We start from the raw sequence: 25,147 nt of genomic DNA on the forward strand, positions 1-25,147 counted from the left end.
ATGACTACTCCCTGCATCATTTGCGTGGCCATCACCGGGTCTGTCCCGACCAAAGTCGACAATCCAGCTGTTCCGATCAGTGTCTCTGAACAGGTAGAAAGCACGCACGAGGCATTTGAGGCCGGAGCGACGATTGCCCACTGCCATGTGCGCGACGACGACGGGAAACCAACTTCGGATCCGACACGGTTCGCCAATCTGAAACAAGGCATTGAAACTCATTGCCCTGGCATGATCGTTCAATTGTCGACCGGAGGGCGTTCCGGCGCTGGGTTGGCGCGCGGCGGCATGTTGCCCTTGACACCGGATATGGCGTCTTTGTCGGTGGGGTCGAACAATTTTCCGACCCGCGTCTATGAAACCCCCCCCGAGTTGATCGATTGGCTGGCCAGCGAGATGGTTAAATACGATGTGAAACCCGAGATCGAGGCCTTCGATCTGTCCCATATCTTCCGGGCAGCTGACATGTATCGCAACGGGCAGATTAAGGATACTCCATACGTTCAGTTCGTTATGGGTGTGAAGAATGCGATGCCGGTTGATCGCGAGGTTTTTGATTTCTACGTGCATACGGTTCAAAGACTGCTGGGGGATGTGCCTTGGTGCGCGGCAGGGATTGGCGCAAACCAGATCGTTTTGAACGAATGGTCGGTTACAGCAGGGGGGCATGTCCGGACAGGTCTTGAGGACAATGTGCGTCTGGATCGCGACACGCTGGCCCCATCCAATGCAGCTCTGGTCAAGCGCGCCGTCGAGGTTTGCAACAGGCATAGCCGTCCGGTGGCCACCGTCGCCGATGCGCGCTCGATCCTCGGACTGCGGAAAGCCGTCTGATGCCACGCTTTGCCAGCATCAATGAGACCCTCATTCACTACGAGGTTAAGTCCGGCAGCACTGGCAAAACACCTGTCGTGTTCCTGAATTCACTGGGGACGGATCTGCGGATTTGGCAAGAGGTCGCCGATGCGCTTGAGGCTACGACTTGTTTGTTGATTGACAAACGCGGGCACGGTCTATCGGATTGTGGTGCGACATCTATCGCCTCGCTTGCCGACGATGTTTCGGGCCTGATGGACCATTTGGGATGGCAAAGGTCGGTCATCGGTGGGGTATCGGTCGGAGGTATGATCGCGCAATCGCTGGCTCATCGACGACCCGACCTCGTGGCGGGTCTGGTTCTTTGCAATACAGGGTCTAAAATTGGGAACGCGCAGGCTTGGAACCAACGGATCGACATGGTGTCTGACACTGGGATTGAGGCTATAGCGGATACCGTGATTGAGCGCTGGTTTTCGAACAACTTCCGTACCAAAATGCCGATCACGGTTGCCGGGTACCGCAATATGCTGACGCGGACACCTGCCCAAGGTTACGCGGCCACATGCGCGGCCATTCGCGATACAGATTTAACCGACACAACGAAACACATTCGGGTACCCGCCATCTGTATTGGAGGTACGGACGATTTGTCGACGCCGCCTGCATGTATACATGCGCTGTCAGCCCTCATTGAACAATCGCAGTGCCACGTTCTGCCTGGCGTCGGGCACCTGCCGTGCATTGAAGCTCCGGAGTTTGTTGCTTCGCAAATCCGGTCCTTGCAGGATGCGCTGTCATGAGCGACGTATTCGAACATCCCTGGTTATCCGGTTTGTTTGGCGACTGTGACGCTGACGCGATCTGGTCGGCACCGCAATCACTGGCTCATATGCTGACATTCGAAGCCGCCTATTCCCGCGGGTTGGGGGCAATTGGCATCGTATCGTTGCGAGATGCGCAAATGGCGGCACAGCGCATAGAATCCGCAAACCCCGATCTTGAGATTTTGCGATCCGGAACAGTGCAGGACGGGCTACCTGTGCCCGCGCTGGTTCGGTTTCTGAAGTTGGAAGCCGGGCAATTCAAAAATGCGATCCACACCGGAGCGACCTCACAGGATGTGATGGACACTGCGCTGGCGCTCACGTTACGCGAAAACTCGGATTTGTTGGCGGATCGCTTGTCCGAAGTGGTCGATATGTTGGGCCAGGTCTCAAAAAGATTTGGGTCAAACATGATCATGGGGCGCACACGAATGCAGGCGGCCCTGCCGGTCACGGTTGGGCACCGGCTTGAGACATGGAGCGCACCCTTGGCAGAACATCTGCGCCGGCTGGAGCAGATGCGTCCGCGTGCCGAATGTGTCCAGCTTGGCGGTGCCGTCGGCGATGGTCAGGCCATCGGCATAAAGTATCGCGAATTGGCCGAGTTTCTGGCCAGTGCACTAGAGCTGCATCTGCCGAACCGAAGCTGGCACGCCACCCGCGAGGGCATCACCGAATATGCCAGCTTTCTGTCTCTGATCTCGGGCTCATTGGGCAAAATGGGCCAGGACATCTGCTTGATGGCGCAGCAGGGCGTGGATGAGATCAAGCTGTCTGGCGGTGGCGGATCATCGGCAATGCCTCACAAGAAAAACCCTGTTTTGGCCGAGCTGCTGATCACGCTTGCCCGCTTTAACGCGACACGCGTTTCCGGGATGCATCAGGCGCTTGTGCATGAACAGGAAAGGTCGGGCAGCGCCTGGTCACTAGAATGGATGATTTTGCCAAGCATGGCAAAGGCAACGGCAAGATCACTGTCGGCGGCCATCACCCTGTGCACCCAAATTGAATCAATAGGTGAGGCGCGGACATGATCAGGCCGCTCTCACTGTCCAAAAACGCTGAAACCCAAACAGTTTCGGTGCGATACATCGGAGGAGGAAAATCTATGTCTATCAGGAAATCCCTGCTGGGTTCGCTGGCCGCCATGGCCCTTTCGGCAACGGCTGGTCTGGCTCAGGACGTGACGCTCACAATGCATCATTTTCTGCCACCCGTTGCAGCCGCTCATAAAGGCATGTTGCAGCCATGGGCGGACAAGGTCACTGCAGATAGTGATGGTCGCATTGCGATCGAAATCTTCCCCGCCATGTCAATGGGAGGGAAGCCGCCCGAGCTATACAGCCAGGTTCGCGATGGCTCGACCGATATTGTCTGGACGGTATTGGGCTACACACCCGGGGTATTCCCGCGCAGCGAAGTGTTCGAACTGCCGTTGGTTCATGCGGGTTCTGCCACCGACACAACCATCGCTATGAACGCCTCTATGGATCTGCTGGCCGAGGACTTCGATGATGTCCATGTCATCTTCCTGCATAGCCATGATGGCAACGTGATCCACTCTGCGACAGATCCAATTCGCAGCTTTGAAGATGCGAAAGGCATGAAGCTCAGGACGCCCAGCCGTACCGGTGCCTGGATCATCGAAGGAATGGGGGCCGAGCCTGTTGGTATGCCGGTCCCGGCCTTGCCCGAGGCCATGTCAAAAGGGGTTGTTGATGGCGCTTTGATCCCGCTCGAGATTGTTCCGCCACTGAAGCTGCAGGAACTGGATAAATCCGTCACCGAATTGCCTAATGGTGATCGCTTTGGAACGGCCGTCTTCATGGTGGCTATGAACCAGGATGCGTATGACGCATTGCCCGACGACCTGAAGGCCGTGATTGATGCCAATTCGGGTGCGAATGTCGCCGCGAATGTTGGTGCGATGTGGGAAGGCTTTGAAGCGGGCGGTGAAAAGGCGCTTGAGGCGGCTGGCGTCGAGCGTATCGTCCTGTCTGAAGAAGAAACGGCCAAGTTCAACGCCGCGAATGAGAAAATTGTTCAACGTTGGATTGATGAGGTCAATGACAAAGGTATTGATGGGGTTGCCCTTGTTGAAAGCGCCAGGGCGGCTATTGCGGCAGCCAACGCTGGCAACTGATCGGCTTTAGGAGAGGGGTACCTTTGCCCCTCTCAACTTCTTAGGGAAACAACGATGAGCATGGTTCTCAGGCGCCTCGCTGATGGTTTTGCATTGCTTGGCGGTCTCATTCTTCTGGCAATCGTTGCGGTTACCACGACGAATACCTTTGCCTTTATCCTCGACCGTGTGGCCGGGATATTCGGGGCGGATGTGGCCGGTTTGCCCGGCTACGAGGATTTCGTTCAACTTGCAATCAGCTGTGCTGCGTTGATGTTTTTTCCTTATTGTCAAGCCAATCGTGGCCATGTGTCGGTCGAGCTGCTGATGGATCGCATGCCGGGTGCGTTGCAGCGGGCAATTGATTTTCTTTGGTTGGCTGTGACAGTCGCAGTCGCGCTGTTTCTGGCCTATTGGATGGTCTTCGGCATGTTAGAGGTGCGCTCGGATCAGGTTGTCACCAGCGTCCTTGGCTGGCCAACCTGGCCCTTCTACATCCCTGGCCTATTGTCCATGATCCTCTGGGCTTTGATTGCCGCCTCTCAGGCGTTTGGGGATGTGGCTGATGCTTGATCCTATGACCATTGGCGTAATCGGTCTGGCCGTATTGTTTGTTTTGCTATTGCTGCGTATGCCCGTTGGCATCGCTATGATCGTGGTCGGGATAGGTGGCACATGGGTACTGAGCCACTCTGTCAGCTATATCCGGTTCGTTCCCTATCTGAAGCAGTTCAAAAGTCTTCTTTGGGAGAATGTAGCCAACTACGATCTGTCCGTTGTGCCTTTGTTTGTCCTGATGGGATACGTCGCCGCCGAGGCGAGGTTGTCCACTGACCTGTTCAAGGGGTTAGAGGCCCTGATGTCCCGGTTGCGGGGCGGAGTCGCAATGGCGGCGGTCGCAGCCTGCGGTGGGTTTGGGGCCGTTTGCGGATCGTCTCTGGCAACTGCGGCCACTATGGGGCGGGTTTCCTTGCCAGAACTTAAGAAGCTTGGATATGCACCCAGTTTGGCATCCGGGTCTTTGGCCGCAGGGGGAACGCTGGGGATTTTGATCCCGCCATCCGTTGCTCTGGTGATCTACGCGATCATCGTCGAAGGATCGATCCTCAGGATGTTTCAGGCGGCAATCGTGCCGGGACTTCTGGCTGTCTTTGGCTTTATTGCTGTGATTGCGATTCAGGTGCGGCTTAACCCGTCCTTGGCACCGGAGCCCACTCAGATGGATCCGGATGAAAAGAGACAGGCGGTCCGCAGGCTATGGCCCGTCATCCTGATTTTCGGTGCCATCATATTGGGGCTGGGGTTTGGCTTGTTTACACCGACGCCAGCAGCCAGCATCGGCGTGTTTGCGATCACGGCATATGGCTTCTTGCTGCGCGCGCTGACTGGTGAAGGATTGACGGTCTCAGGCGTTCTGAAGGCCATCCGGGCGACTGCGATCACCAGCGGGATGATTTACCTGATTCTGTTCGGTGCCGAAGTCTTGAAGGGTTTTTTCGCGCGCACCCAGCTGCCCCAGGCCCTGTCCGAGTGGGCGGCGACAAGCGGCATGGATCCAATGTTGATCCTCGTAATCATGCTTTGCATTTTTGTTGTGTTGGGCTGCTTTATGGAAAGTCTGGCGATGATCCTTGTCGTTGTTCCGTTCTTTTGGCCCACACTGATTGCGTTGAATGGAGGTGACTATGTCACTGCAGAAACAGCGGCTTTTGGCATGGAGCCGGACAGCCTGAAAATCTGGTTCGGGATTTTGGCCCTTATCGTCGTGGAACTGGGGCTTATTACGCCTCCGGTCGGGCTGAATGTGTTCATAATCTCTTCGCTTGCGCGCGATACGCCGATGGGAACAGTTTTCAGAGGCGTCATTCCGTTTTTGGGTGCAGAAGCCGTACGCGTAGGGCTGATACTGATGATACCAGCCCTGACGCTTGCGGTTCCTAAGCTGATCGGCGGCTGACGGAACCTTAACGGCCTTAGGTTTGCGCGGCGCGAATTTGACTGACCTGACGGCTCTCCATGCCCCAGTTGTCCAATGGCACCTCATCAATCACCACAAACGTGGTGGCCGGGTTCTTGTTCAGAACCTTTTGCAAAAGGTCGGTGACCCCTGTGATAAGCTGCTGCTTTTCCTCGGATGTTGGACCGGTTCCATCCGGTCCGCCTTCTTTGGTTACTTTGATGTTCACATAAGGCATGACGTCAGTCCTTTCGTTCGACGAATGAGAAGACTTTGGTCAGGATGCGCCATCCCTCATCCGTGTTGATCACTGTCAGCAGATCCTGATAGTTGCGGCCGATCATCGTCATGCGCGCCTCGACGATGCCAATCCGATCTCCTTTAAGCGCAATGCGTTCTATTACATCGTCACGTGGGTCGCCACGTGACGATGGCGGTGTGCGTGCGTCAATGCGTGCCATATAGTCGTCCAACCCCATGACCTCGTAGATGCCAGAGGTCCCGTTCACATAGGAAAGATCCGCGTGAAACACTGTGCGAAGAGTTTGGCTGTCCGAGTGATAAAGGCCCCCAAAGTACCGTCTCATCAGGTCTTCTATCTCGGTTTGATCCGGCCGCGTCATTGCGCAAGCCCTTCGGCGGCAAAGGCAGATTTGGTAGATGGGCGGTTTGCAATCCGCGCCGTGTAAGCCGCGAGTTTGGGCCAGGCCGCAAGGTCAATCGCCTTGAAATTGGCCCAGTTGACCAAAACGAAAACATACGCATCGGCGACCGAAAATTGATTGCCAACCAGAAAACCCCGATTATCCGCAAGAACGGTTTCAAGATAGTCGAGTTTTGTCGCCACTTTTGTCTGCGCCGCCTGTTTTTCTGCATCAGAGGAGCCGTCGGCAAACAGCGGGCCCCACGCTTTGTGTAACTCGGCCGCGGCGAAATTCAGGAATTGCTGCAGCCGGGCACGTTCGATGCTACCGGGTGCCGGAGAGTAGGCCCGCTCAGGATTGCTATCTGCAAGGAACTGCAGGATTGCGACCCCTTCGCTCAGATGCTCTCCGCCGTCAGTTTCCAGAGACGGGACATAGCCGTTTGCATTGATGTCCCGGTAGTTTTGTCCTCTTTCGGTCTGACCAGCGACCGTGTCTACAGCCTCGATCTCAAAATCTGCACCGATTTCATACAGCATGATGTGGCTGGCGAGCGAGCACGCGCCCGGTTTGTAGTAGAGTTTCATATCAGTATCCTTTTTCTTGTTGCGCGCCTTTCGTAACAACGAGGTCGAGCATTTGATAATATCGAGTTTTCATGATTATGATCTTGAAAACAGATCATATGAGTTACCAATGACCCTTGACCAACTCAACGCCTTGGACGCAATTGTCGCCACTGGAACGTTTCGCGCTGCCGCAGAACGTCTGAACAAGGCGCAGTCTGCGGTCAGCCATCAAATTCGAAAACTGGAAGCTGAGCTGGGTTTTGATCTGTTTTCCAGGGATGCGTATCGCCCCAGCCTGACATCTGAAGGCGAAGTTTTTTTTCGCGAAACAGCGCGGGTGCTGGAACAGGTGCGCGGATTAAGATCGGTGGCCGCAGGACTGCAAAGCGCGCAAGAGCCCAGAATCTCTATCGCTATAACCGCCACTATGTCATTAGACCCTATACTGGATGTGCTTGGCGACATCGGGCGAACCTATCCCGGAACCCATATTCAGGTTGCAACCGAAATGATGGGTGGACCTCTGGCGCGACTGATGGCGGGTGAGGCAGATCTGATCGTGGCTGGTCTGGACGGTGTACCGATAGATGAGGTCGAAGCCCTGCCGGTCGGAACGGTAACAATCCGGCCGGTTGCAAGCCGTGACTTTCCGGCGTCGCAACGCCCGGGAGTGAAATCAAGACGTGAGATGCAATCTTACACCCAGGTCATCGTGTCCGGCACAGGCGGTCGGGAGTTTGACCAAAGCCGGGATCTGCTGAGAGGTGGGCAGCGCTGGACTGTCTCTGATTTTGAAGCAAAGAAGTCTGTCATCAAGGCTGGTCTGGGGTGGGGCGGTGTCCCTGAGCATATGATGGCGACAGAGCTTTCGAATGGCACGCTGGTACCGCTGAACGTTGAGGGTTTTCCAACGCGACACACGGAAATTTTTGCAATCAGGCGACGTGACCAGCCTGTGGGCAAAGTCATGTCGCAGATTTGGGCGTCTCTTGATGCGCAGTCGTCAAGCAGCCATTGAACGCTACGAGCAATGGATATGGGTGGTCAGGCGCAGTTGGCCGCAGCTGCGCTGCTGGAATGAATGGATTGATTTCGATGGAGACGTCGGATCATTTCGAACGCCAGCCAGACTGGCAGAGGTTGGAGCGCCGAGAAACGGGGCGAACTTAAGCAGGCCAAATTCTTCGATCAATTCGTTTGGTCGTATATAAACCTTGGGACAGGGGTTCTTGGGAACGGGGCGCGCCAATATGATTGTCGACTATATCCGCATTGGCCATGCGGTGGATGACAGCCTGAGTACCAGGCGTTTGAAATCCATGTCGGTGGTCATCCTGACTGTCATTATGTGCATGGCCTCCGCCTTTTTCCTCGAACCAGAACGGTCAATTATATACCGCGCGCTTGATGTGACCGTTGTCGTCACCATTTTGATCGGCCTGTATTTGTTGCATCGCACGCGAGACGTCGAGACAGTATTCTATTTCTTTGCTCCGGCCTTTCTGACTGTTCAACTGATTTTCATGCTGCTCAATGGAAACCGGGAAGGCGATGTGTTGCCATTTCTCGTAACGCCAGCTGCCGCAGTGGTTGTGCTTGGGCCAAAGCGGTCACGCCCGTGGTTTGGCCTATGTTTCCTTGTCATGCTGCTTCTGCCGATCTTCGATGGGGCCCTGCCAGAGATCGACCTGCCCATAAATCAAACATCGGCTAATCCTAGTGGATCATTGTTTCAATCACCCCTTAAACAGCCGATGGAGACAGGCGAAGGTCTGGCGATGACACTTGGTGTTTTCTTTGTCTATTTCCTAATTTTTTCTGGCTATCGACAGCTTGAAGCGGCACGCGAGCTCATTCTTGTGCAAAAGGCGCAGATCGAACACGAGTATCAGCGATCAGAACGGCTGCTGGAGAATATCTTGCCCGCGCCCATTGCTGAGCGGTTGAAGCAGGAGCCTGACAAGATAATCGCCGACGATCTTTTGCAGGTTACGATCCTGTTTGCGGACATCGTGGATTTTACACCGAGGGCGACACTTATGCGCGCGCCCGAGCTGGTGTCTTTTTTGAATCGTGTTTTTACACATTTTGATGATCTCGCGGACAGGCACCAGTTGGAAAAGATCAAAACCATTGGCGATGCTTACATGATCGCAGGCGGTATGCCTGAACCCCGTCCGGACCACGCATCGGCTGTTGCTGATATGGCTTTGGAAATGCTGGCCGTTACAAAACAAATCAGTGACGAGATGGGAGAGGCACTGGCCGTGCGGATCGGGATTCACACCGGTCCGGCCGTCGCCGGCGTGATCGGGACGCGCAAGTTCTTCTATGACGTGTGGGGCGACACCGTGAACACGGCTTCAAGACTGGAATCCTATGGATCGCCGGGCCGAATTCAGGTGAGCAAAGAGACCTACGAGATCTTGTCCGGCCACTATACGTTCGAAGAACGCGGGATCATTGATATCAAGGGTAAAGGTGAAGTTCAGGCATACTACTTGACTGGCGCTACTACGCGGGCGCCGCAATAGCTCCGTCGCTAAAATGCCTGCAGGTGGGCGTTATGCTTAGATGAGATCGGCATGTGTCAGGGTCTTTCAAGTTGCGTCTGAATTTTGCGTCATGTTCCAGGACGCATGACGTGCTAGGTCACGGCGATCAGCATTTAGAAACACTTGTGATAATTTTTAGCTTATTGTCCTCAATTACGGCGCAATAATCCCCGACGGGCAAACCGGGCTCACAGACGAGATAACTTTCTGTTGGCAGCGTCACCGCGCTAATTCTTGTAATTTCCGTTAATAACTCGATGCGACAGCCGGATGTTTCTTGGAAAACCGGCAAGGAGTCGCTACGCTTGGTCGCAGTAAACTGTTAGAGAATTGTTAACTCGTGCCAAAAACCTGTACACAAACCGTTTCGCTGAGCAAAGCTCAACTTCTCCTTACCTCGTCGATGGCGCTTGCTTTTGTAAGCGGATACGGGCGGGTAGCCTATGGTGGCAGCTGCACACCGTCTGGCGGGGGAACGTACCAATGCTCCGGTCCCGCATCAGCGGGCGACACTACGATTACACTTAATTCTGGCGCTGCACCGCTAACGGTTACTACACAGCCGGGGTTTGGTCAGACGGTTTCAACGGGTCTCGCATTCAATCTGCGTTCGACCGATAGTATTTCTTTCACCGATAACAACAGTTCGGCGATTTCCGGGTCGACTATCGGAATCTACTCACGAAACACCGGAACCGGAGCGACAGCGATTACTGTCACTGGTGTAGTCACCGGAGTTGCGAACACGGCAATCTATTCGCTAAACGGTGCGACCTCGACCGACCTGACGATATCGACGGTCGATGTGAACGGGGGAGTTACCGGGATCAGTGGGCGCAATACTGGCACTGGTGCTTTGTCAATAACATCGACAGGCACTGTTTCCGGAACTTCGCAGGATGGGATAAACGCGCGAAATTCAGGAACCGATCTGACCATCACAGCAGCTGCGGTCAGCGGCGGCAGAACGGCGATCTTTGCCGAAAATACAGGGTCAGGATCGATTTCGATCACAACTTCCGGCGCTGTGAACGGCGGCACGGGCGCGGGTATTGCGACTCAGGGTAACGTGGGCGCGGCGGTCCAGATCAATTTGAATTCAGGTAGCACTGTTGGTGCGACTTCAGGCACGGCGATCACAAACGACGATTCCAACGCAACTGTCTCGGTAAATTCCGGCTCTGCAGTCAACGGCGCGATCAGTCTGGGCGATGGCAGCGATCTTCTGGACTTTTCCGGAGGCGATTTCAGCGGTGTCACCCTGTTCGACGGTGGGGACGACAACTCGGGCGGCGATGGCTTTGTCGATACCCTGCGGTTCGGCAGCAGCGGTTCTTTGAATGGCGCGAACGTGACCAATTTCGAAAGGTTCGAAGTTGTAAACAGCGCGGTTGTGACGCTGACCGATAACACCCTGACAGCAGGTGATGGCGGTGCCGGAACCGGTATTTTTACGCAATCGGGTGGCGTCCTGCGGCTGAACTCAGGCGCAACAACTCTGAATGGCAATGTCAGCAATGGCGGAACGATTTCGGCACAGAACGGGTTGGTCGGGGACATGATCACGGTCAGTGGCGATTTTGTCGGAAATGGCGGAACGATCATGCTGGATGTTCAGCTTGGCGGTGATGGATCAGCCACTGACATCCTCCAAATTTCCGGGGATAGCTCTGGTTCGACGTTCGTTTCGGTCAATAATATCGGCGGGGCGGGTGCGCAGACCATCAATGGTATTGAAATCATTCAAGTCAGCGGTGTTTCAGGCGGAAGTTTTACCCTGAACGGCACCGCCCAGACGGCCAGCGGCGAACAGATCGTCGTCGCCGGCCCGTTTGGCTATCGTTTGGTTGAGACCAGTAGTGGCAACTTTGCGTTATCTAGCCTGGATGCATCAGGAAACCCGATCCTTGTCGGGGCCGGTGCTGCGGCCTTCGAAACGTTGCCATCTGTCCTGCTGTCGATGAACCGGCTGCGCGGCTATCAGGCTCGCATTGCGTCGCGTTTACCGGCAGGGCCTTCTGACGGCGGTACGGTTACCAGATTGACGGCCCCCTATGGCACAAGTGGCGACGTGTTGGCCTATCCTAATAGCCCGGTGTGGATCGAACTGAGCGGCAAGCGCAGCGACATAACGCCGGTCCAGTCCGAAGCTGGTATCACCAGTGTCCAGACCAACACCTACACCATCTCGGTCGGGGTCGACACAATTCTGACTGAACTGTCTAACGGCACATTGTACGGCGGCGTGGGCCTGATTTACGGCGATGCATCAAGCACCGTCAGAACGGATCAGGGCGCCAGTGATATCGACACCGATTCACTCGGGTTGAACCTAAGCGCCACCTGGCTGGATGCCCGCGGCTTCTACCTGGATACGCAGCTTCAATACAACAACAACTCTAGCGATATCACAGACCCGACAACCGGTTTGGCACAAGATGATATCGACTCGGATCAATTTGCAGTGTCATTGGAGGTTGGTCGCCCAATCGAAGTTAACCCCGGACTGGTTCTGGTTCCTCAGGCGCAGCTTTCATACACCACGTTGGACGTGGATGACTTCACCGACAGTTCTGGCAATCAGGTCGCGTTCGAAGATGCCGAAAGCGTTCTGGCGCGGGTGGGACTGTCTGCCAACAAGTGGTTTACGAATAGTCACGGTTCTGGCAGCTACTTTGGTCTGATCAACCTGTATCACGAATTTGATCCAGACACGCGGGTCTCGGTTGGCGGGATGAATTTTGACGAGGAAATCGATGACACCGCCATTGAATTGGGATTTGGCGCGCGTATGATTCTGAACGATAGGTACGAGCTTTCCGGTTCGCTAAACTACCTTACGGGTCTTGAGGACCTTGGGGAAAGCTATGAACTGGAGGCGGTATTGGGTCTGCAGGTCCGGTTTTGAATGATCACAAAAGTTAAGTCGCTGGCACTGGGTGCAGTCGCCCTTGGCGTCACACTGAATGCCGCCTTCGCACAAACGAAAGAAACGACATCGACCCAGTTCCAAAGCTGGACGGTGAACTGTGCCCAAGAGGCAGGGCAAAAGCAGTGCGCGATGAGCCAAAGCCTCAATTTGCAAAACCAATCCGGTCTTTTGTTGCGGATGGAGCTGCAGCGTGGCGAAGAGGATGGCGCATCTGGCATTATTATCGTTCCATTTGGTCTTGATATTGCCAAAGGTGTTTCACTGTCGATCGATGGAGGGCCGCGCTGGAATCTTCCGATGAGGACGTGCCAGAACTTCGGCTGTGTTATTCCTGTGACAATGGGGTCGGCGATTGTCCAGGAGATGAAAGAAAGCAGTACAATTCAAATCTCACTTTACACGCTGGATGGCGGAAAGACCCTTGAGGTTCCGGTTTCTCTCGCAGGGTTTACGGCTGCATTCGATGCGCTTTGAGCCTATGACGGGACCATGACCCAAGACATTCTACAATCGGAAAGCCCGACCCAAAGCCCAACTGACACGCAGGTCGCTTATTCTGTCTCACCGGGCTTGCTTGGGTTTCTGGACAAACATGACCTTTCAATCTGCTTAAGCTCCTACCAATCCGGTCGATTTTATCTGATTGGGCGAAACCCCAATGGTGGGATTATGATCAATGAGCAGGTTTTTGAGAAAGCCATGGGAATTGACGTCAAGAATGGCTCGATCACACTGGCAACCTTGTTTCAGATTCACCGGTTCGAAAACGTTCTGCGCGATGATCAAAGGATCGACACCCTTTTTGATGCTTGTTTTGTACCCCGTCAGAGTTTCACGACGGGTGAGCTTGATGCCCATGATGTGGCGGTCACAGATGCCGGTCAGATACTGTTTGTGAACACGCGGTTCAATTGTGTTGCGACCGTTTCTGACAAACACAGTTTCGAGGTGGTTTGGAGACCTTCGTTTATCTCAAAAATAGCAGACGAAGATCGATGTCATTTGAACGGGATGGCGCTTGAAAACGGCGTGCTGGCCTATGTCACCGCTGTCAGTAAATCGGACACGATTGACGGTTGGCGAGACCGCCGCAACCATGGTGGAGTTGTGATCGACGCCAGAACGGACGAGATTGTTTGTGATGGCCTGTCGATGCCGCATTCCCCTAGGGTGCATAACGACAGGCTTTATGTGCTGGATTCTGGTTCAGGACGTCTTGGGGAAGTTGTTCGGGATACGGGGTCAGACAAAGGCAGTTTTGAAAAGATCGCGTTCTGCCCTGGTTTCGTGCGTGGATTGGCGTTCCATAACAACTTCGCAATCGTGGGCCTGTCAAAGCCGCGCTACGAGCGGTTCGAAGGCCTTCCGCTAGACGAAAAGCTTAGCGAGGCGGATAGCGAACCTTGGTGCGGTGTTCAAATCGTTGATTTGGAAAAGAAAGAAGTCGTCGCATGGTTTCGCATCGATGGCGCAGTACAAGAACTTTACGATGTAGCGACCTTGCCAAACGTGGGTTGTGGCATGTCACTCAGCTTTGTGACAGACCACATCAGATCCTTGGTGACCTACGAAGAAGGCTGAAGTCGCAAAGAGTGTGCGCAGCTCCACCTAAGTGATCCAATCAAATAGGCGGGGCTAAAACATGGCTCAACCCCTAGCGGCGTTTTGGAACAGCGTTCCCGCCCTTGGCGCTTTTTGCTGCAGCCGCGCGGGCACGATTTTTCTTGCTGCTGGCTTTGCCTTTTGGGGGCGGAGGTCCTTTGGCGTCACTGCTGCGGGGTTTGGAATAGCTGTCCTTGACTGCTTCTTTTGTGGCGCTCTTAGGTTTGCTTTTGGCGCTTACCGCTGATGGTTTCCGACCCTTGAAAGGTGTCGGTGCGACCGTGTCTGTTTCTTTCGCCTTGGGCTTTTGCGCGAGCGGCTTCTTAGGTTTGCGATCCTCGGGCTTGGGTTTGCGACGCCGTGGTTCGGGTGCATCGTTCCAATCAATCGGAGGCGTGCTACCTTTGCGATGGCGCGGTTTTCCAGACGGCGCACGATCAGGTTTTGATCGGCTAAATGCCGGCAGGTCTGGTGCCTTATCCAGCTGCGCGATGCTCTTGGTCCCTTCGATCTTCATGTCAGGACCAATCGCCGTTAGAAAACGGTCGACAATAGCGGCTTTGATTTCGACATAAGACAAATCATCGACAATGCGGATCGCACCGATATCGTCTTTGGTAATGTTCCCTGCTTTGCACACCATCGGCAACAAATGGCGAGGGGAGGCGTTCTGGTTGCGCCCTTCTGAAAGCGAAAACCAAACACTGGGACCAAATTCCGCCCGCTGTTTGGGTTTTTCGACCTGAACCGCACCAAGTTCTTCCGGAGCCGAGTGGCGTTTTTTGTATTGCCGCAGATAGGCTGCCGCAATCTGTTCCGGAGTGAACTTTTCAACCAGCTGGTCGATTGTCGAACGCTCACTTTCGGCAATATCCGTCTGCCAGTCCTCAGCTTCAAGCATACGGGCTTGGTCACGCTGGTTCACGTCATCAGCGGAAGGTGCAGATCCCCAATCGGCGCTTAGCTTGGCAAATTTAAGGATCCGCTCCGCCTTCTTGCGGGAGGACGGCACAACAACCAATGCACTTACGCCTTTACGCCCTGCGCGCCCCGTCCGGCCAGAGCGGTGCAAAAGGGTCTCGTGGCTGTTGGGCAATTCTGCGTGAACCACCAGATCAAGGTTGGGCAGGTCAATGCCGCGGGCAGCCACGTCGGTCGCCACACAAACCCGTGCGCGCCCGTCGCGCATCGCCTGCAAGGCATTGGATCGTTCGCTTTGGGTCAACTCACCGGACAAGGCCACAACCGAAAAGCCGCGGTTCGAAAGGCGGGCCGTCAGGCGCGATACCATCGCGCGGGTGTTACAAAACACAATTGCGTTTGGCGCTTCGTAATAACGCAGCACATTGATGATGGCGTTTTCACCGTCACGCGCGGCCACCTGCATCGCGCGATATTCGATATCGGCATGCTGGGTCTGTTCACTTACGGTCGAGATGCGTTCCGCATCGCGCTGATAGCTTTTGGCGAGCTTGGCAATCGCGGCGGGAACCGTTGCAGAAAACAGCAGGGTCTGCCGGTCTTTTGGCGTTTCATCCAGGATGAATTCCAGATCTTCGCGAAAGCCCAGATCCAGCATTTCATCTGCTTCGTCCAAAACAACAGCGCGCACTTGGGTCAGATCGATCGATCCGCGCATGATATGGTCGCGCAACCGCCCCGGCGTAGCAACGACGATATGCGAACCACGAGCCAACGCGCGCCGTTCATCACGCATATCCATGCCACCAACGCAAGATGCCAGAAAGGCCCCTGCATCCGCATACAGCCAGCCAAGTTCACGCTTCACCTGCAAGGCCAGTTCCCGCGTTGGTGCGATGACCAGTGCAAAGGGTGCGCCCGCCGCGCCGAATGTGTCGCCATCGCCCAGCAAAGTAGGGGCAATTGCCAGTCCAAAACCGATCGTCTTACCCGATCCGGTTTGGGCGGACACCAAAAGGTCTCGGCCTTCCAGCACTGGTTGAGTGACTGCTTGTTGAACAGGGGTCAAAGCATCATAGCCCTTGCGGGCAAGTGCGTCGGCGATGGTTTTTTTCACGACGGAGGTTCTTTGTATAAGACAGGTGGTGGGCCGTGCAGCATGGCAAAAGGCGCATCATCCAAGGTTAAAGACAGTCCTCTAACGGTTGGCACAGGGTTTGTATAGGCAAGGTTTTCTGAGTGCTGGCGAGCCTGGCTGGTTTAGCTAAACCGAAATCTCCTGTCTTGCCTTCGCAACGACGAACAGGTTCCATCATTGTGAAATCACAAATCCACCGCCGCGAAGCCTAACGCATTGCGTTCCAACAGTTTTTCAGCACGATGTTTTGGCGCTGTGCGAGCCAGACCAGATCATTCAGCGTGGTGAGTTGCCTTTTTTTGCAGAACAAGAAACGTCATCATCTTCATGGGCGGCAGCGAGTCTTTCTTGACGACTTCAAGGCTGGGCTCTTTCAGGACCGTATTGATCTTGAAATCAGAATGCCAGCCCAGCACGTTGGCAAAAGGGGCTGAGAGCTTTTCCACAACCGACAAAACCCCGGTTTCGCGAGCAAAATGGTTGGTAATGATGATCTTTCCACCCGGTTTGCACACCCGTGCCATCTCGGCGACCACACGCTCTGGTTCCGGAACGACCGAGACAATGTGCATAGCAGTGACAGCGTCGAAACTATTGTCGGGAAAAGACAGATCGCGGGCGTCCATCTGCAGAAGGGCTTCAACCTGGGTCAAACCGAGATCTTGCACCTTCTTCTTCGCTTTTGCTAACATTTCGGCGCTGAAATCAACTCCGGTGATCTGAAGATCGGAACGATAGTGCCGTAGGGCCAACCCGGTTCCGACCCCGACTTCTAGGACCTTCGTACCCGTTTGCGCGTTGATGTAATCGACCGCTGCCCGTCGCCCTGCTTTCGTCGCGGCGCCAAACGTTTTGTCATAAACCGGCGCCCATCGGGCATATGAGGATTTAACGGCATGAATATCCAAAGGACTGTCCTCTTTTTAGTTGGATTTGCGTGCAGTTCTGAATGCCAGCGCCAGGCTCACGATGTAGATGATCGACATGAGTGTGAGCGTCGCCCAAAGAAAGATAAGCAATGCAGACAACAAAAGAACGAACCCCAACATCAAAAATTTGGCATATCCGGGTGAGACCGAGACGTTTTTGAATGAAAATGTTGGAACCCGGCTGATCATCAAATACCCAATCACCAACAGATAGATGGTCACGAACAGAGGCGACGCCGAAGGCATGTCCGAGAACAAGAAAGACACATACATCGGCAGCATTGCAAGCAATGCGCCGGCGGGGGAGGGTACGCCTTCAAAAAAGTTGCTCTCGGTTTCTCCTGCATCCGATTTGCTGGTCACGTTGAAGCGGGCAAGCCGCAAGACGCAGCAAATCGTATAGCCCAGAACTGCAAGCCAACCCGCGCTGAAGTCCTGTAAGGCCCAGAAATATAGTATTAATCCCGGTGCCACTCCGAAATTGAGGAAGTCAGCCAAGGAATCCAGCTCAGCGCCAAATGGGCTTTGGCAGTTCATCAAACGAGCCAGCCTTCCGTCCAGTCCATCGAGCACCATCGCCAAAAGCACTAACCTGACGGCCGTCTCGAAATCACCCTGAAACCCAAACCGAATGGCGGTCAACCCAGCGCAGATTGCAGTGATCGTCAGCAGGTTGGGCAGTAGATGAACGACCGGCATATCACGTTTATTATCTGGCGCAGGGTCTGACATCTATCAATCAGTCCGGGCCATTCGGGCGGGTTCGTTTGAAGCCAGGTCAGCCAGCACAGTTTCGCCTGCGATCATGGTTTGCCCTAAGCTGACCATGGGATGCACGCCATCTGGCAGGTAGACGTCCAATCGGGATCCAAAGCGGATCAACCCGAACCGCTCTCCAGTGGCGATTTTGTCCCCTTTCGCAACGAAACAAACAATGCGCCGAGCTACGAGACCCGCAATCTGCACCACCGCGATCTGGCGGCCGTCATCCATTTGAATACACAAGCTATTTCGTTCGTTGTCTGCGCTGGCTTTATCAAGCGACGCGTTGAAGAACTTGCCAGGGCGATACGCGATTTGAGTGATTTCTCCGGCAATCGGAGCGCGGTTCACGTGGCAGTTGAAAACGCTCATGAACACGCTGATGCGGGTGAGTTCGTCCTCGGGCATTCCAAGCTCTGGTGGTGGTACTGCCTTTTCAATCAGCGATACAACACCGTCTGCGGGGCTAACGATAAGCCCTTCTGGTGTCGGTGTCGCCCGCTTTGGGTCTCGGAAAAAATAGTAACACCAGATTGTTGCTCCGACACCGATCCACCCCAAAATCGACGAGATCAGAAAGAGCAGGACAGTGACGACGCCAAAGATCGCGACAAACTTGCGTCCTTCAGGGTGCATCGGCTTTAAAAAAGTGTCACGCATCCTCATTTGTGTCGCCCTTCAATAGTAACTGGACGCTTCCTAACCCGGTTCGGGCTTGGTCTACAACTTGGTATATTCAGCGTGGTGATATTGTGCCTAAGTAGCAGACTTGTCGTATTGAGATTGCGGTTGTCGAGGAAGCGGTGGCGGACAAGACCACTGTTGGGCACCTGACATGGCGCATTACGAGGGGTCTTCCCGCGGGTTACTACGGATACTTAGGGTTCTTCGTGGGATTGGAGGCGCAGAAAGTGGCGTCAGAACAAACGTCTTATTCGGTCGATTCTTCGTTAAGGTAAGCGATCAGATTCTCGATATCCTCGTCCTTCTTCAGCCCCGGAAACTGCATTTTATTGTCAGGAACTGTTCCCTTGGGGTCGGTCAGGAACCGGGTCAAAGTCTCAGCGGTCCAAGTGACCCCTGACTCCCGCAGCGCGGATGAGAATTTGAACCCGTCCACCGTTCCAGCTGTCATACCGAGGATTCCATGCAGCGAGGGACCAACCCCGTGGCGGCCCTCTTTCAACTGATGGCACGCGCGGCATTTGCGAAAAACTTTTTTGCCGGCCGTTGCATCTCCATCAATGGCTGCGGCGGCGATGGTCGTTGGGGTATCGGCGAACGCCTGGGCCTTTTTGTCGTCCATGGTGAAGATCAACCGTGCGGTGACTGGTACGGTACGGGTGATGCCCGGCAGATCGGCCAGTTCCATCAGCTTGTCTACACCCGCATTTAGCCCCGCATCTTCGGTGCTCAGGAACACCATGTCATTGGTCGATACCAACACCGAGGTTTCGGACAATCTGGCAACGAACATTTCGGCGTCGAATTCGACATCCGTGCCAACAAGCGACAGGACGGCTTCGGCATCAACAATTGTCGTTCCACCAACGGCCAGGTCAGCAACGTCCTGCATGTCAAACTCGGCTGACAAGATCGCGGTCCCGGCTTTGCGGAAGACATACTCGATCATCCTCTCGTTTCGGATGTCGATATTGGTTTCCACCGACGACAGGTCAATTTCGATTTCAACCTTGCCGTCCGGGCCGACATGTCCGCTGAGATTGGTAAAGCTGTTCACCTCGCCCACAACGTCTTTCTTGATTGAGCCGTATGCCAGGTGCGAGCCCTCGGGATCCAGCGTCCAGCTTGTGGCCAGGGCCGGGCTTGCAACAATTGCCGACGCGATTGTGACTGCTTTCATCAGAAGTTTCATTTTGTTCCTCCACGGTATATGTCAGTCCTGACCCCGCGGGCCCGGTCCGTTTAAGGCAAACACACACAGGTCGCGTTTTATTCGATGAGTGCCGAAATGAGTTCCGAACAAGCCGTACGCGGCGCCGTGCAGACACATTCGAAACGTGTGTGGCGGTTTGCGCTGGCGCTGTCGGGTGCGCCGGACGTTGCGGATGATCTGGTGCAAGCGACCTGCCTGCGCGCGCTGGAGCGATATCATCAAGTGACGTCGCATGAGCGGTTGGATTCCTGGCTCATGACAATTTGCCGTTCGATCTGGCTAAACGAAGTACGATCGCGGTCCGTTCGTCGCGCTCAGGCACTGTCGGTCACGCCCGAGGCGGATTTGGTTGCAATCGGGCCGGATTCAGAAACGAATATTTTCGCGTCTGAAGTGTTTACCCAAGTGATGCACCTGCCAGAGGCGCAGCGGGAAACGGTCATGCTTGTTTTTGTCGAAGGGTATAGCTACCGCGAAGCCGCTGCGTTGCTGGAGGTTCCCATCGGTACGATCATGAGCCGGCTATCGAATGCCCGGCAGAAATTGAAAGCCGTAATGCAGCATGATGCGGTTGACGTCGCACAACGGAGTGGCAAATGAAGTTTTCCGACGAGACGCTGATGGCGTATCTGGAAGGCAGCCTGGATGAAACCCAGTGCCGTGCCATTGAGACTGCGGTCGAAGTCGATGCCGAGCTTGAACGCCGCATGATGGCGCTGGATCCATTTGCGCCTGTCGTCAAGGGCGTCTTCGAAGGGTTGCCCGCACAGGCGCCACAGGTCGATCTACCCGAAGCTATAGTGCCCGTTCCGTCCAACTCTGGCAGTCCGTTGCGATTGCTTGCCGTTGCCGCTTCCGTGGCCATAGTTGCGGTTTCAGCGACATTCTGGGCAACACGCCCTGCCGAATTGGGTTGGGCGCAACAAGCGGCGCTCTATCAATCTTTGTACGTGCCCGAGACGATTTCATCGTTGGACAGCTCACCCGAATCTCTGGATGACCAATTCGCTATGGCTGAGGAACAGCTGGGTCGCTCGCTGAACCGCGACGCATTAGAGGCGCTGCCGGGTCTGGATCTGAAACGGGCGCAGATACTGTCATTCAAAGGTAAGCCACTGATTCAGGTTGTGTTTGCTGACGAACAGGGTCGCCCCTTTGCGTTCTGCGTTATCAGGCAAGGTCCTGCTGCGCCAAACAAAGAGGTCAAGCAAGCTGTCCTGAGTGGATTGGCCACAGCGATATGGGCGCAGGACGGATATGGCTACATGCTTTTGGGCAGTGATGCGCAAACCGATCTTGGCGGTGAGCTGGATGTTCTGACACAGACGTTTTCAGGTTAGCATAAAACCTCTTGTGCCCGTCTGAGAATGCCCAAAGAATACCCAACATGAAGTCAAAAAAGGTCATGCCCGATCCGGATGACGAGGCTGCAGATCTGGGGCCTCGCAGTATTTATGACACTGACCCGCCTGAAGATGACGATCTTTGGTTTCTACCGCCCGAGGATGAAGAATCCCAGGATGTTTTTCTGTCACCCGGGCCTCGCGTCGATCAGCGGTTGTTGTTCGACCCGCGGGACTGGCGTGCAGCACAGTCGGAACTGTCATCCGAACTTGCTGAACTGGCGGTGACATTCGGTGCTTTGGATGAACGTTTGCGGTCCGGACCAGAAGGTTGGACCCACCGTCTGGCGTTGATGGATGTGTCCGATCTGGGCTGGTGGACCGGGGATCGGATCAGCGTGGATCGTCTGGCTTTGTGGACCGGGCTTAGGATTGGCGCGACCAGCGATGATGTGCAGGCCCTGTTCCGGGCTGGATGGGCCGTGCGCCGCCTCACTTCTGGCGCAGCACCGTCGACTGGCGGATGGGAGACTGGCCTGACCGCGTTTCTGGACCGAATGGCGCAAGGCATGGAAGATGTCCCCGAAGCAGTTGCGGACCTGGCCGAAGTGATGCGCAATGCGGAGGGGCTGCACCCCGTGACCCAAGCTGCAATTGCCTTTCACGCATGGCGTGCTTTGTCGCAAGGCATCGGGCAGGACACCGAAGCTGCCATTGTCGCCGCCCGTCACGCGGCGTCGATGGGACGAGGCGGTGCGCTGTTCATGCCGCTTGCGTTGTCAGGACCGGGTGCTTTGCGCGGGGTCGGCGAGCCGCTGGAAAAACTCTCGGCGTGGATACGTGGGACAGGGCAGGCGGCGTTGGCGGCTTTGTTGCATCTGGATCGGATCAGCGCATGGGACGCGCGGGCGCGTGAAGCGACGGCCGACCTGAGCGGACGCACACCGCCGCTGTTGATCGAAGCTTTGACAGCGTGGCCCATGGTCTCGGCCCCATTGGCCGAGGAACTGACACAATCGTCCCGGGCGGCGGCACAACGCAACATTGACCGTTTCGCGCGGCGCGGTTTGGTCCGCGAAGTGACGGGGCAGGGGCGATACCGGGTTTGGACTGCCGCGCTATAGCCCTACTGCAATTACAAATATCCACCGAGTTTGGCTGGCTTAACAGCCCGAGCCAGACGCGTTTATCGGGCGCTAGCGCCCGACACCAACATAAGTTTCAAAGCCGGATTTCAGAACTGTGCTTTCGGAATAGATATTTCGCAGATCGACCATCCGGGCTGTATTCATAGTTCCGGCCAACTCAGTCAGATTGAGCGCACGGAATTCGTTCCATTCGGTCAGCAACACAACGACGTCCGCATCTTTGGCAGCCGCATATGGGTCATCAGACCATTCCACGCCCGGCAGCAGCGCTTCGCCTTCGGATTTGCCTTGCGGGTCGACAACGCGGACTTTGGCCCCACTTCCGATCAGCGCCGGAACGATGGTCAGTGAGGGTGCGTCACGCATATCGTCAGTGTTGGGTTTGAAGGTGACGCCTAGTATGGCCACGGTCTTGCCATTGAACCGGTCATCGCAGGCCTCGCGAATTTTCTCGGTCATCCGTTTCTTGACCTCGTCATTCACGCGAATGACAGTTTCGGTAATCTGCATCGGATGCGCGTGTTCCTGACCGATCCGAGCCAGTGCAGCAGTATCCTTTGGAAAGCACGAGCCACCGTAACCGGGGCCCGCATGCAGGAATTTGTTGCCGATCCGACCGTCCAGCCCAATTCCGCGCGCCACTTCTTTGACGTCCCCGCCGACGCGTTCGCACAGCCCGGCTATCTCGTTGATAAAGGTGATCTTGGTCGCCAGGAATGCGTTAGCGGCGTATTTGATCATCTCAGCGCTTTCCAGATCCGTGGTCAGGATCGGAAAGTCACGTAGATAAAGTGGGCGGTAAATCTCGGCCATGACCTCGGCAGCGCGGTCACTTTCCACACCTACCACAACGCGGTCAGGGCGCATGAAATCGTCGATGGCGGCACCTTCGCGCAGGAATTCAGGGTTCGAAGCGACGTCGAAATCGGCATCCGGATTGGCGGCCGCGACAACCTGATGAACTTGGCGGTTGGTGCCTACGGGTACGGTCGATTTCGTGACAATCACAGTGTAGCCGGTCACAGCGCGCGCGATTTCTTCCGCTGCGGCCATGACATAGGTCAGGTCTGCATGCCCGTCACCACGGCGAGTTGGCGTACCAACAGCTATAAATACCGCATCCGCACCATCAACGGCTGCCTCCAAATCGGTCGTAAAGCTAAGGCGTCCAGCCGCGACATTCTTGGCCATAAGCACATCAAGACCAGGCTCGTAAATCGGCACATCTCCGGCCTTGAGCATTTCAATCTTGTTTTCTGCCTTATCGACGCAGATCACATCGTGACCGAAATCCGAGAAACACACACCTGACACCAAACCCACATAGCCAGTGCCAATCATTGCAATACGCATTCATCAAAATCCTTCTTACCAATTACCGCCTGCGGCGCGCATACATTCAAAGAAACTGCCGAGGGTTTCAATGCCTGACCTTCGCGTTAGCCTGCATTCAACAGATTCTTGCTCTTTTTGAGACAAGAAACAGGCGGATTTGGTCTGCGAGGTAAAGCTATGATCTAAACGGCACTGATTACCGGCGTTACAAGTCAGGATCAGGTCAGCATTACAACAAAACGCTATCTGAAGACGCACGAATTTCACGTTCTCCAGTGCCGCGCAACCAGTGCTGGGCGTTTTGGATAAGGCGGCGGAAGCTCTCTGCAAGCAGTGACTGCCCGGACATAAGATCCGGGCGAGCAACGCTTCAATACCAGCGGCCAATTGCGATGGCAGAAGGTCGCTGTGTTGCCGCATCAGAAACTGCAGAAAGAACCTGGTAGTCTACATGCGAACTGGACGATTCATCAAACCCCATGAAACGGCTCATTGCTCCACCGCTGCCGCTAACCATCGGAGCGGATGAGAAGGCCACGGGAAAGGTCCAGCTCTCAGAATTACTTGAGAAAAGCGCGCCCTCAGCGGTGGTACAGCTGACAGCGTTCAAAGTAGCTGTGCAGACTTGTGTGCCGTCTGCAAAGCGAACGTAATCGCCATCTGATGTGCTGCCGCGTTCGATCACGGCTCCTGTAGGTGTGCCCGAACTTTCTGAAACGGATCCCAACAGATTGCCCGGCCCATAGCCGTAATCGGCCCGCATCAATCGCCCTGTTGTGATGTCGTCGGCACTGGCCTGAACAGCTGCACCGCTTGGGATACCGGTCGTCGGATCAAATGCCAGGGCTTCGGTCCAGCTGCCACCATCAGGGGACACTTTGATAGAGAATCCTGTGCTTCCCGACAGACCCATCTCAGCGTGGCCTGTCCAGTTCGATTGGAATAGCAGTGATGCCGTGTCACCCGCACTGGCCTTATTGATCTTTAGCTGATGCCCACCACCTTCGTGGCTTAGCAGGGTTGCCGGACTGCGCACTGACAGACGATTGGTACTATCATAGCTAGTGGCAACGCCGACTCCGTTCAGATTTTGGGCCGCTACGGGCGGCGTGATCCATGCTGTGCCGTCCCAAACCTTCGCCATGTTGCTTGCAAGATCCCAGGCGCGCCATCCGGTGTTGGGCGTCACGAAATACCAGGCGTTGTCCAGCCACGCGGCAAGCTCGCCGCCGTGACCTGCCCAATCCCCGGTTGGAGCAGCTGCCAGGGCGTGGATCTCGCCTTGTTCAGGGACGGCTGGCGGGTTTGATGCGTTGGTCGACAGGACGGTCAGTTGTACAGTCAGATCCAGCTGACGCAGCGCCTCATTATGGGTGACGTGTTTCTGCGCTTGTGATGGTTGCAAAAAAGGCAGGTTTAATCGCGGTGAAATCTGAGACACGGGCGTCCTCCTGTGGCTGTCGGTCCGACATTACTGTTGCGCGCCAACTTGCCGTCATGCGCGTAAATCCTGTCTGAACGGGCCGAACGCCCAGAAAACGTTTTGATAACTCTGGATTTCCAGATCGGAAACAATTCCGACTAGAGATCAGCTTCGTCCCCACGCGGGATGGTCATCTGCACACGCAAGTGATTCTGTTGAGGCTGGAT

General features: G+C 55.2%; 24 protein-coding genes. 14 read left to right on the forward strand and 10 right to left on the reverse strand.

Going from position 1 to position 25,147, the window contains the following annotated elements:
- From Q1B13_RS14880 to Q1B13_RS14905, 6 genes are all read left to right on the forward strand, one after another.
- Window positions 1–834, forward strand: a complete 834-nt coding sequence (locus Q1B13_RS14880) for a 3-keto-5-aminohexanoate cleavage protein (protein ID WP_299081553.1) — start codon at window positions 1–3, stop codon at window positions 832–834.
- Window positions 834–1,619: a 3-oxoadipate enol-lactonase gene (gene pcaD / locus Q1B13_RS14885; RefSeq protein ID WP_299081550.1), complete on the forward strand. Its 786-nt coding sequence runs from the start codon at window positions 834–836 to the stop codon at window positions 1,617–1,619. The genes Q1B13_RS14880 and pcaD overlap by 1 nt, the downstream gene beginning before the upstream one ends.
- Window positions 1,616–2,677 carry a 3-carboxy-cis,cis-muconate cycloisomerase gene (locus tag Q1B13_RS14890; protein ID WP_298936277.1) on the forward strand — a complete coding sequence of 354 codons (1,062 nt, stop codon included), beginning with the start codon at window positions 1,616–1,618 and terminating at the stop codon, window positions 2,675–2,677. Before pcaD ends, Q1B13_RS14890 begins: the two co-directional genes overlap by 4 nt.
- Before the next feature lie 74 nt (window positions 2,678–2,751).
- A complete protein-coding gene (locus Q1B13_RS14895) occupies window positions 2,752–3,786 on the forward strand; it encodes a TRAP transporter substrate-binding protein (protein ID WP_299081548.1) in 1,035 nt (344 codons plus the stop codon).
- A 54-nt stretch (window positions 3,787–3,840) separates the two neighbouring features.
- On the forward strand, window positions 3,841–4,338 hold the full coding sequence (locus Q1B13_RS14900; RefSeq protein WP_299081545.1) for a TRAP transporter small permease: 498 nt from the start codon (window positions 3,841–3,843) through the stop codon (window positions 4,336–4,338).
- A complete protein-coding gene (locus Q1B13_RS14905; protein ID WP_299081542.1) occupies window positions 4,331–5,722 on the forward strand; it encodes a TRAP transporter large permease in 1,392 nt (463 codons plus the stop codon). The genes Q1B13_RS14900 and Q1B13_RS14905 overlap by 8 nt, the downstream gene beginning before the upstream one ends.
- A gap of 16 nt (window positions 5,723–5,738) precedes the next feature.
- On the opposite strand, the gene Q1B13_RS14910 is transcribed toward Q1B13_RS14905, so the two are convergent.
- The 3 genes from Q1B13_RS14910 to gstA are packed head-to-tail and all read right to left on the reverse strand — an operon-like array spanning window position 5,739 to window position 6,953.
- Window positions 5,739–5,960, reverse strand: a complete 222-nt coding sequence (locus Q1B13_RS14910) for a 4-oxalocrotonate tautomerase family protein (protein WP_299081539.1) — start codon at window positions 5,958–5,960, stop codon at window positions 5,739–5,741.
- Window positions 5,961–5,964: 4 nt separating this feature from the next.
- Window positions 5,965–6,345 carry a nuclear transport factor 2 family protein gene (locus tag Q1B13_RS14915; RefSeq protein ID WP_299081536.1) on the reverse strand — a complete coding sequence of 127 codons (381 nt, stop codon included), beginning with the start codon at window positions 6,343–6,345 and terminating at the stop codon, window positions 5,965–5,967.
- Window positions 6,342–6,953, reverse strand: coding sequence for a glutathione transferase GstA (gene gstA / locus Q1B13_RS14920; RefSeq protein WP_299081533.1), 612 nt, complete (start codon window positions 6,951–6,953; stop codon window positions 6,342–6,344). Before gstA ends, Q1B13_RS14915 begins: the two co-directional genes overlap by 4 nt.
- 109 nt (window positions 6,954–7,062) lie before the next feature.
- On the opposite strand from gstA, the gene Q1B13_RS14925 reads away from it, so the two are divergent.
- The 5 genes from Q1B13_RS14925 to Q1B13_RS14945 all read left to right on the forward strand — a co-directional run bounded on the left by Q1B13_RS14925 (window position 7,063) and on the right by Q1B13_RS14945 (window position 14,003).
- Window positions 7,063–7,953 carry a LysR family transcriptional regulator gene (locus Q1B13_RS14925; RefSeq protein ID WP_299081530.1) on the forward strand — a complete coding sequence of 297 codons (891 nt, stop codon included), beginning with the start codon at window positions 7,063–7,065 and terminating at the stop codon, window positions 7,951–7,953.
- 232 nt (window positions 7,954–8,185) lie between these two features.
- On the forward strand, window positions 8,186–9,469 hold the full coding sequence (locus tag Q1B13_RS14930) for an adenylate/guanylate cyclase domain-containing protein (protein WP_299081527.1): 1,284 nt from the start codon (window positions 8,186–8,188) through the stop codon (window positions 9,467–9,469).
- Between the two features lie 424 nt (window positions 9,470–9,893).
- Window positions 9,894–12,398: an autotransporter outer membrane beta-barrel domain-containing protein gene (locus tag Q1B13_RS14935; protein WP_299799904.1), complete on the forward strand. Its 2,505-nt coding sequence runs from the start codon at window positions 9,894–9,896 to the stop codon at window positions 12,396–12,398.
- Window positions 12,399–12,896, forward strand: a complete 498-nt coding sequence (locus Q1B13_RS14940) for an invasion associated locus B family protein (protein ID WP_299081521.1) — start codon at window positions 12,399–12,401, stop codon at window positions 12,894–12,896.
- Window positions 12,897–12,911: 15 nt separating this feature from the next.
- Window positions 12,912–14,003 (forward strand): TIGR03032 family protein, encoded by a 1,092-nt coding sequence (locus Q1B13_RS14945; RefSeq protein ID WP_299081518.1) that lies wholly within the window; start codon window positions 12,912–12,914, stop codon window positions 14,001–14,003.
- 73 nt (window positions 14,004–14,076) lie between these two features.
- On the opposite strand, the gene Q1B13_RS14950 is transcribed toward Q1B13_RS14945, so the two are convergent.
- From Q1B13_RS14950 to Q1B13_RS14970, 5 genes are all read right to left on the reverse strand, one after another.
- Window positions 14,077–16,062: a DEAD/DEAH box helicase gene (locus Q1B13_RS14950; RefSeq protein ID WP_299081515.1), complete on the reverse strand. Its 1,986-nt coding sequence runs from the start codon at window positions 16,060–16,062 to the stop codon at window positions 14,077–14,079.
- Between the two features lie 293 nt (window positions 16,063–16,355).
- Window positions 16,356–16,991 (reverse strand): methyltransferase domain-containing protein, encoded by a 636-nt coding sequence (locus tag Q1B13_RS14955; RefSeq protein ID WP_299081512.1) that lies wholly within the window; start codon window positions 16,989–16,991, stop codon window positions 16,356–16,358.
- Window positions 16,992–17,006: 15 nt separating this feature from the next.
- Entirely contained in the window at window positions 17,007–17,744 is a 738-nt protein-coding gene (gene pssA, locus Q1B13_RS14960) for a CDP-diacylglycerol--serine O-phosphatidyltransferase (RefSeq protein ID WP_299081509.1), read from the reverse strand.
- 3 nt (window positions 17,745–17,747) lie between these two features.
- A complete protein-coding gene (locus Q1B13_RS14965; RefSeq protein WP_298936294.1) occupies window positions 17,748–18,440 on the reverse strand; it encodes a phosphatidylserine decarboxylase in 693 nt (230 codons plus the stop codon).
- Between the two features lie 265 nt (window positions 18,441–18,705).
- The gene (locus Q1B13_RS14970; RefSeq protein WP_299081506.1) at window positions 18,706–19,650 is read right to left on the reverse strand and encodes a c-type cytochrome; all 945 of its coding nucleotides are present in this window, start codon (window positions 19,648–19,650) and stop codon (window positions 18,706–18,708) included.
- A 96-nt stretch (window positions 19,651–19,746) separates the two neighbouring features.
- Between Q1B13_RS14970 and Q1B13_RS14975 the strand changes: the two genes are divergently transcribed.
- The 3 genes from Q1B13_RS14975 to Q1B13_RS14985 are packed head-to-tail and all read left to right on the forward strand — an operon-like array spanning window position 19,747 to window position 22,138.
- On the forward strand, window positions 19,747–20,271 hold the full coding sequence (locus Q1B13_RS14975) for an RNA polymerase sigma factor (RefSeq protein WP_298936296.1): 525 nt from the start codon (window positions 19,747–19,749) through the stop codon (window positions 20,269–20,271).
- A complete protein-coding gene (locus tag Q1B13_RS14980) occupies window positions 20,268–21,011 on the forward strand; it encodes a hypothetical protein (RefSeq protein WP_299081503.1) in 744 nt (247 codons plus the stop codon). The genes Q1B13_RS14975 and Q1B13_RS14980 overlap by 4 nt, the downstream gene beginning before the upstream one ends.
- A 47-nt stretch (window positions 21,012–21,058) precedes the next feature.
- Entirely contained in the window at window positions 21,059–22,138 is a 1,080-nt protein-coding gene (locus Q1B13_RS14985) for a helix-turn-helix domain-containing protein (RefSeq protein WP_299081501.1), read from the forward strand.
- A 72-nt stretch (window positions 22,139–22,210) separates the two neighbouring features.
- On the opposite strand, the gene Q1B13_RS14990 is transcribed toward Q1B13_RS14985, so the two are convergent.
- Both Q1B13_RS14990 and Q1B13_RS14995 read right to left on the reverse strand, forming a co-directional pair.
- Window positions 22,211–23,515 (reverse strand): UDP-glucose/GDP-mannose dehydrogenase family protein, encoded by a 1,305-nt coding sequence (locus Q1B13_RS14990; protein WP_298936299.1) that lies wholly within the window; start codon window positions 23,513–23,515, stop codon window positions 22,211–22,213.
- A gap of 352 nt (window positions 23,516–23,867) precedes the next feature.
- Window positions 23,868–24,938 (reverse strand): DUF2793 domain-containing protein, encoded by a 1,071-nt coding sequence (locus Q1B13_RS14995; protein WP_299081498.1) that lies wholly within the window; start codon window positions 24,936–24,938, stop codon window positions 23,868–23,870.
- Window positions 24,939–25,147: the final 209 nt, after the last annotated feature.

It is taken from the genome of uncultured Ruegeria sp., assembly GCF_947489545.1.
In the GTDB taxonomy this organism is placed as follows: domain Bacteria; phylum Pseudomonadota; class Alphaproteobacteria; order Rhodobacterales; family Rhodobacteraceae; genus Ruegeria.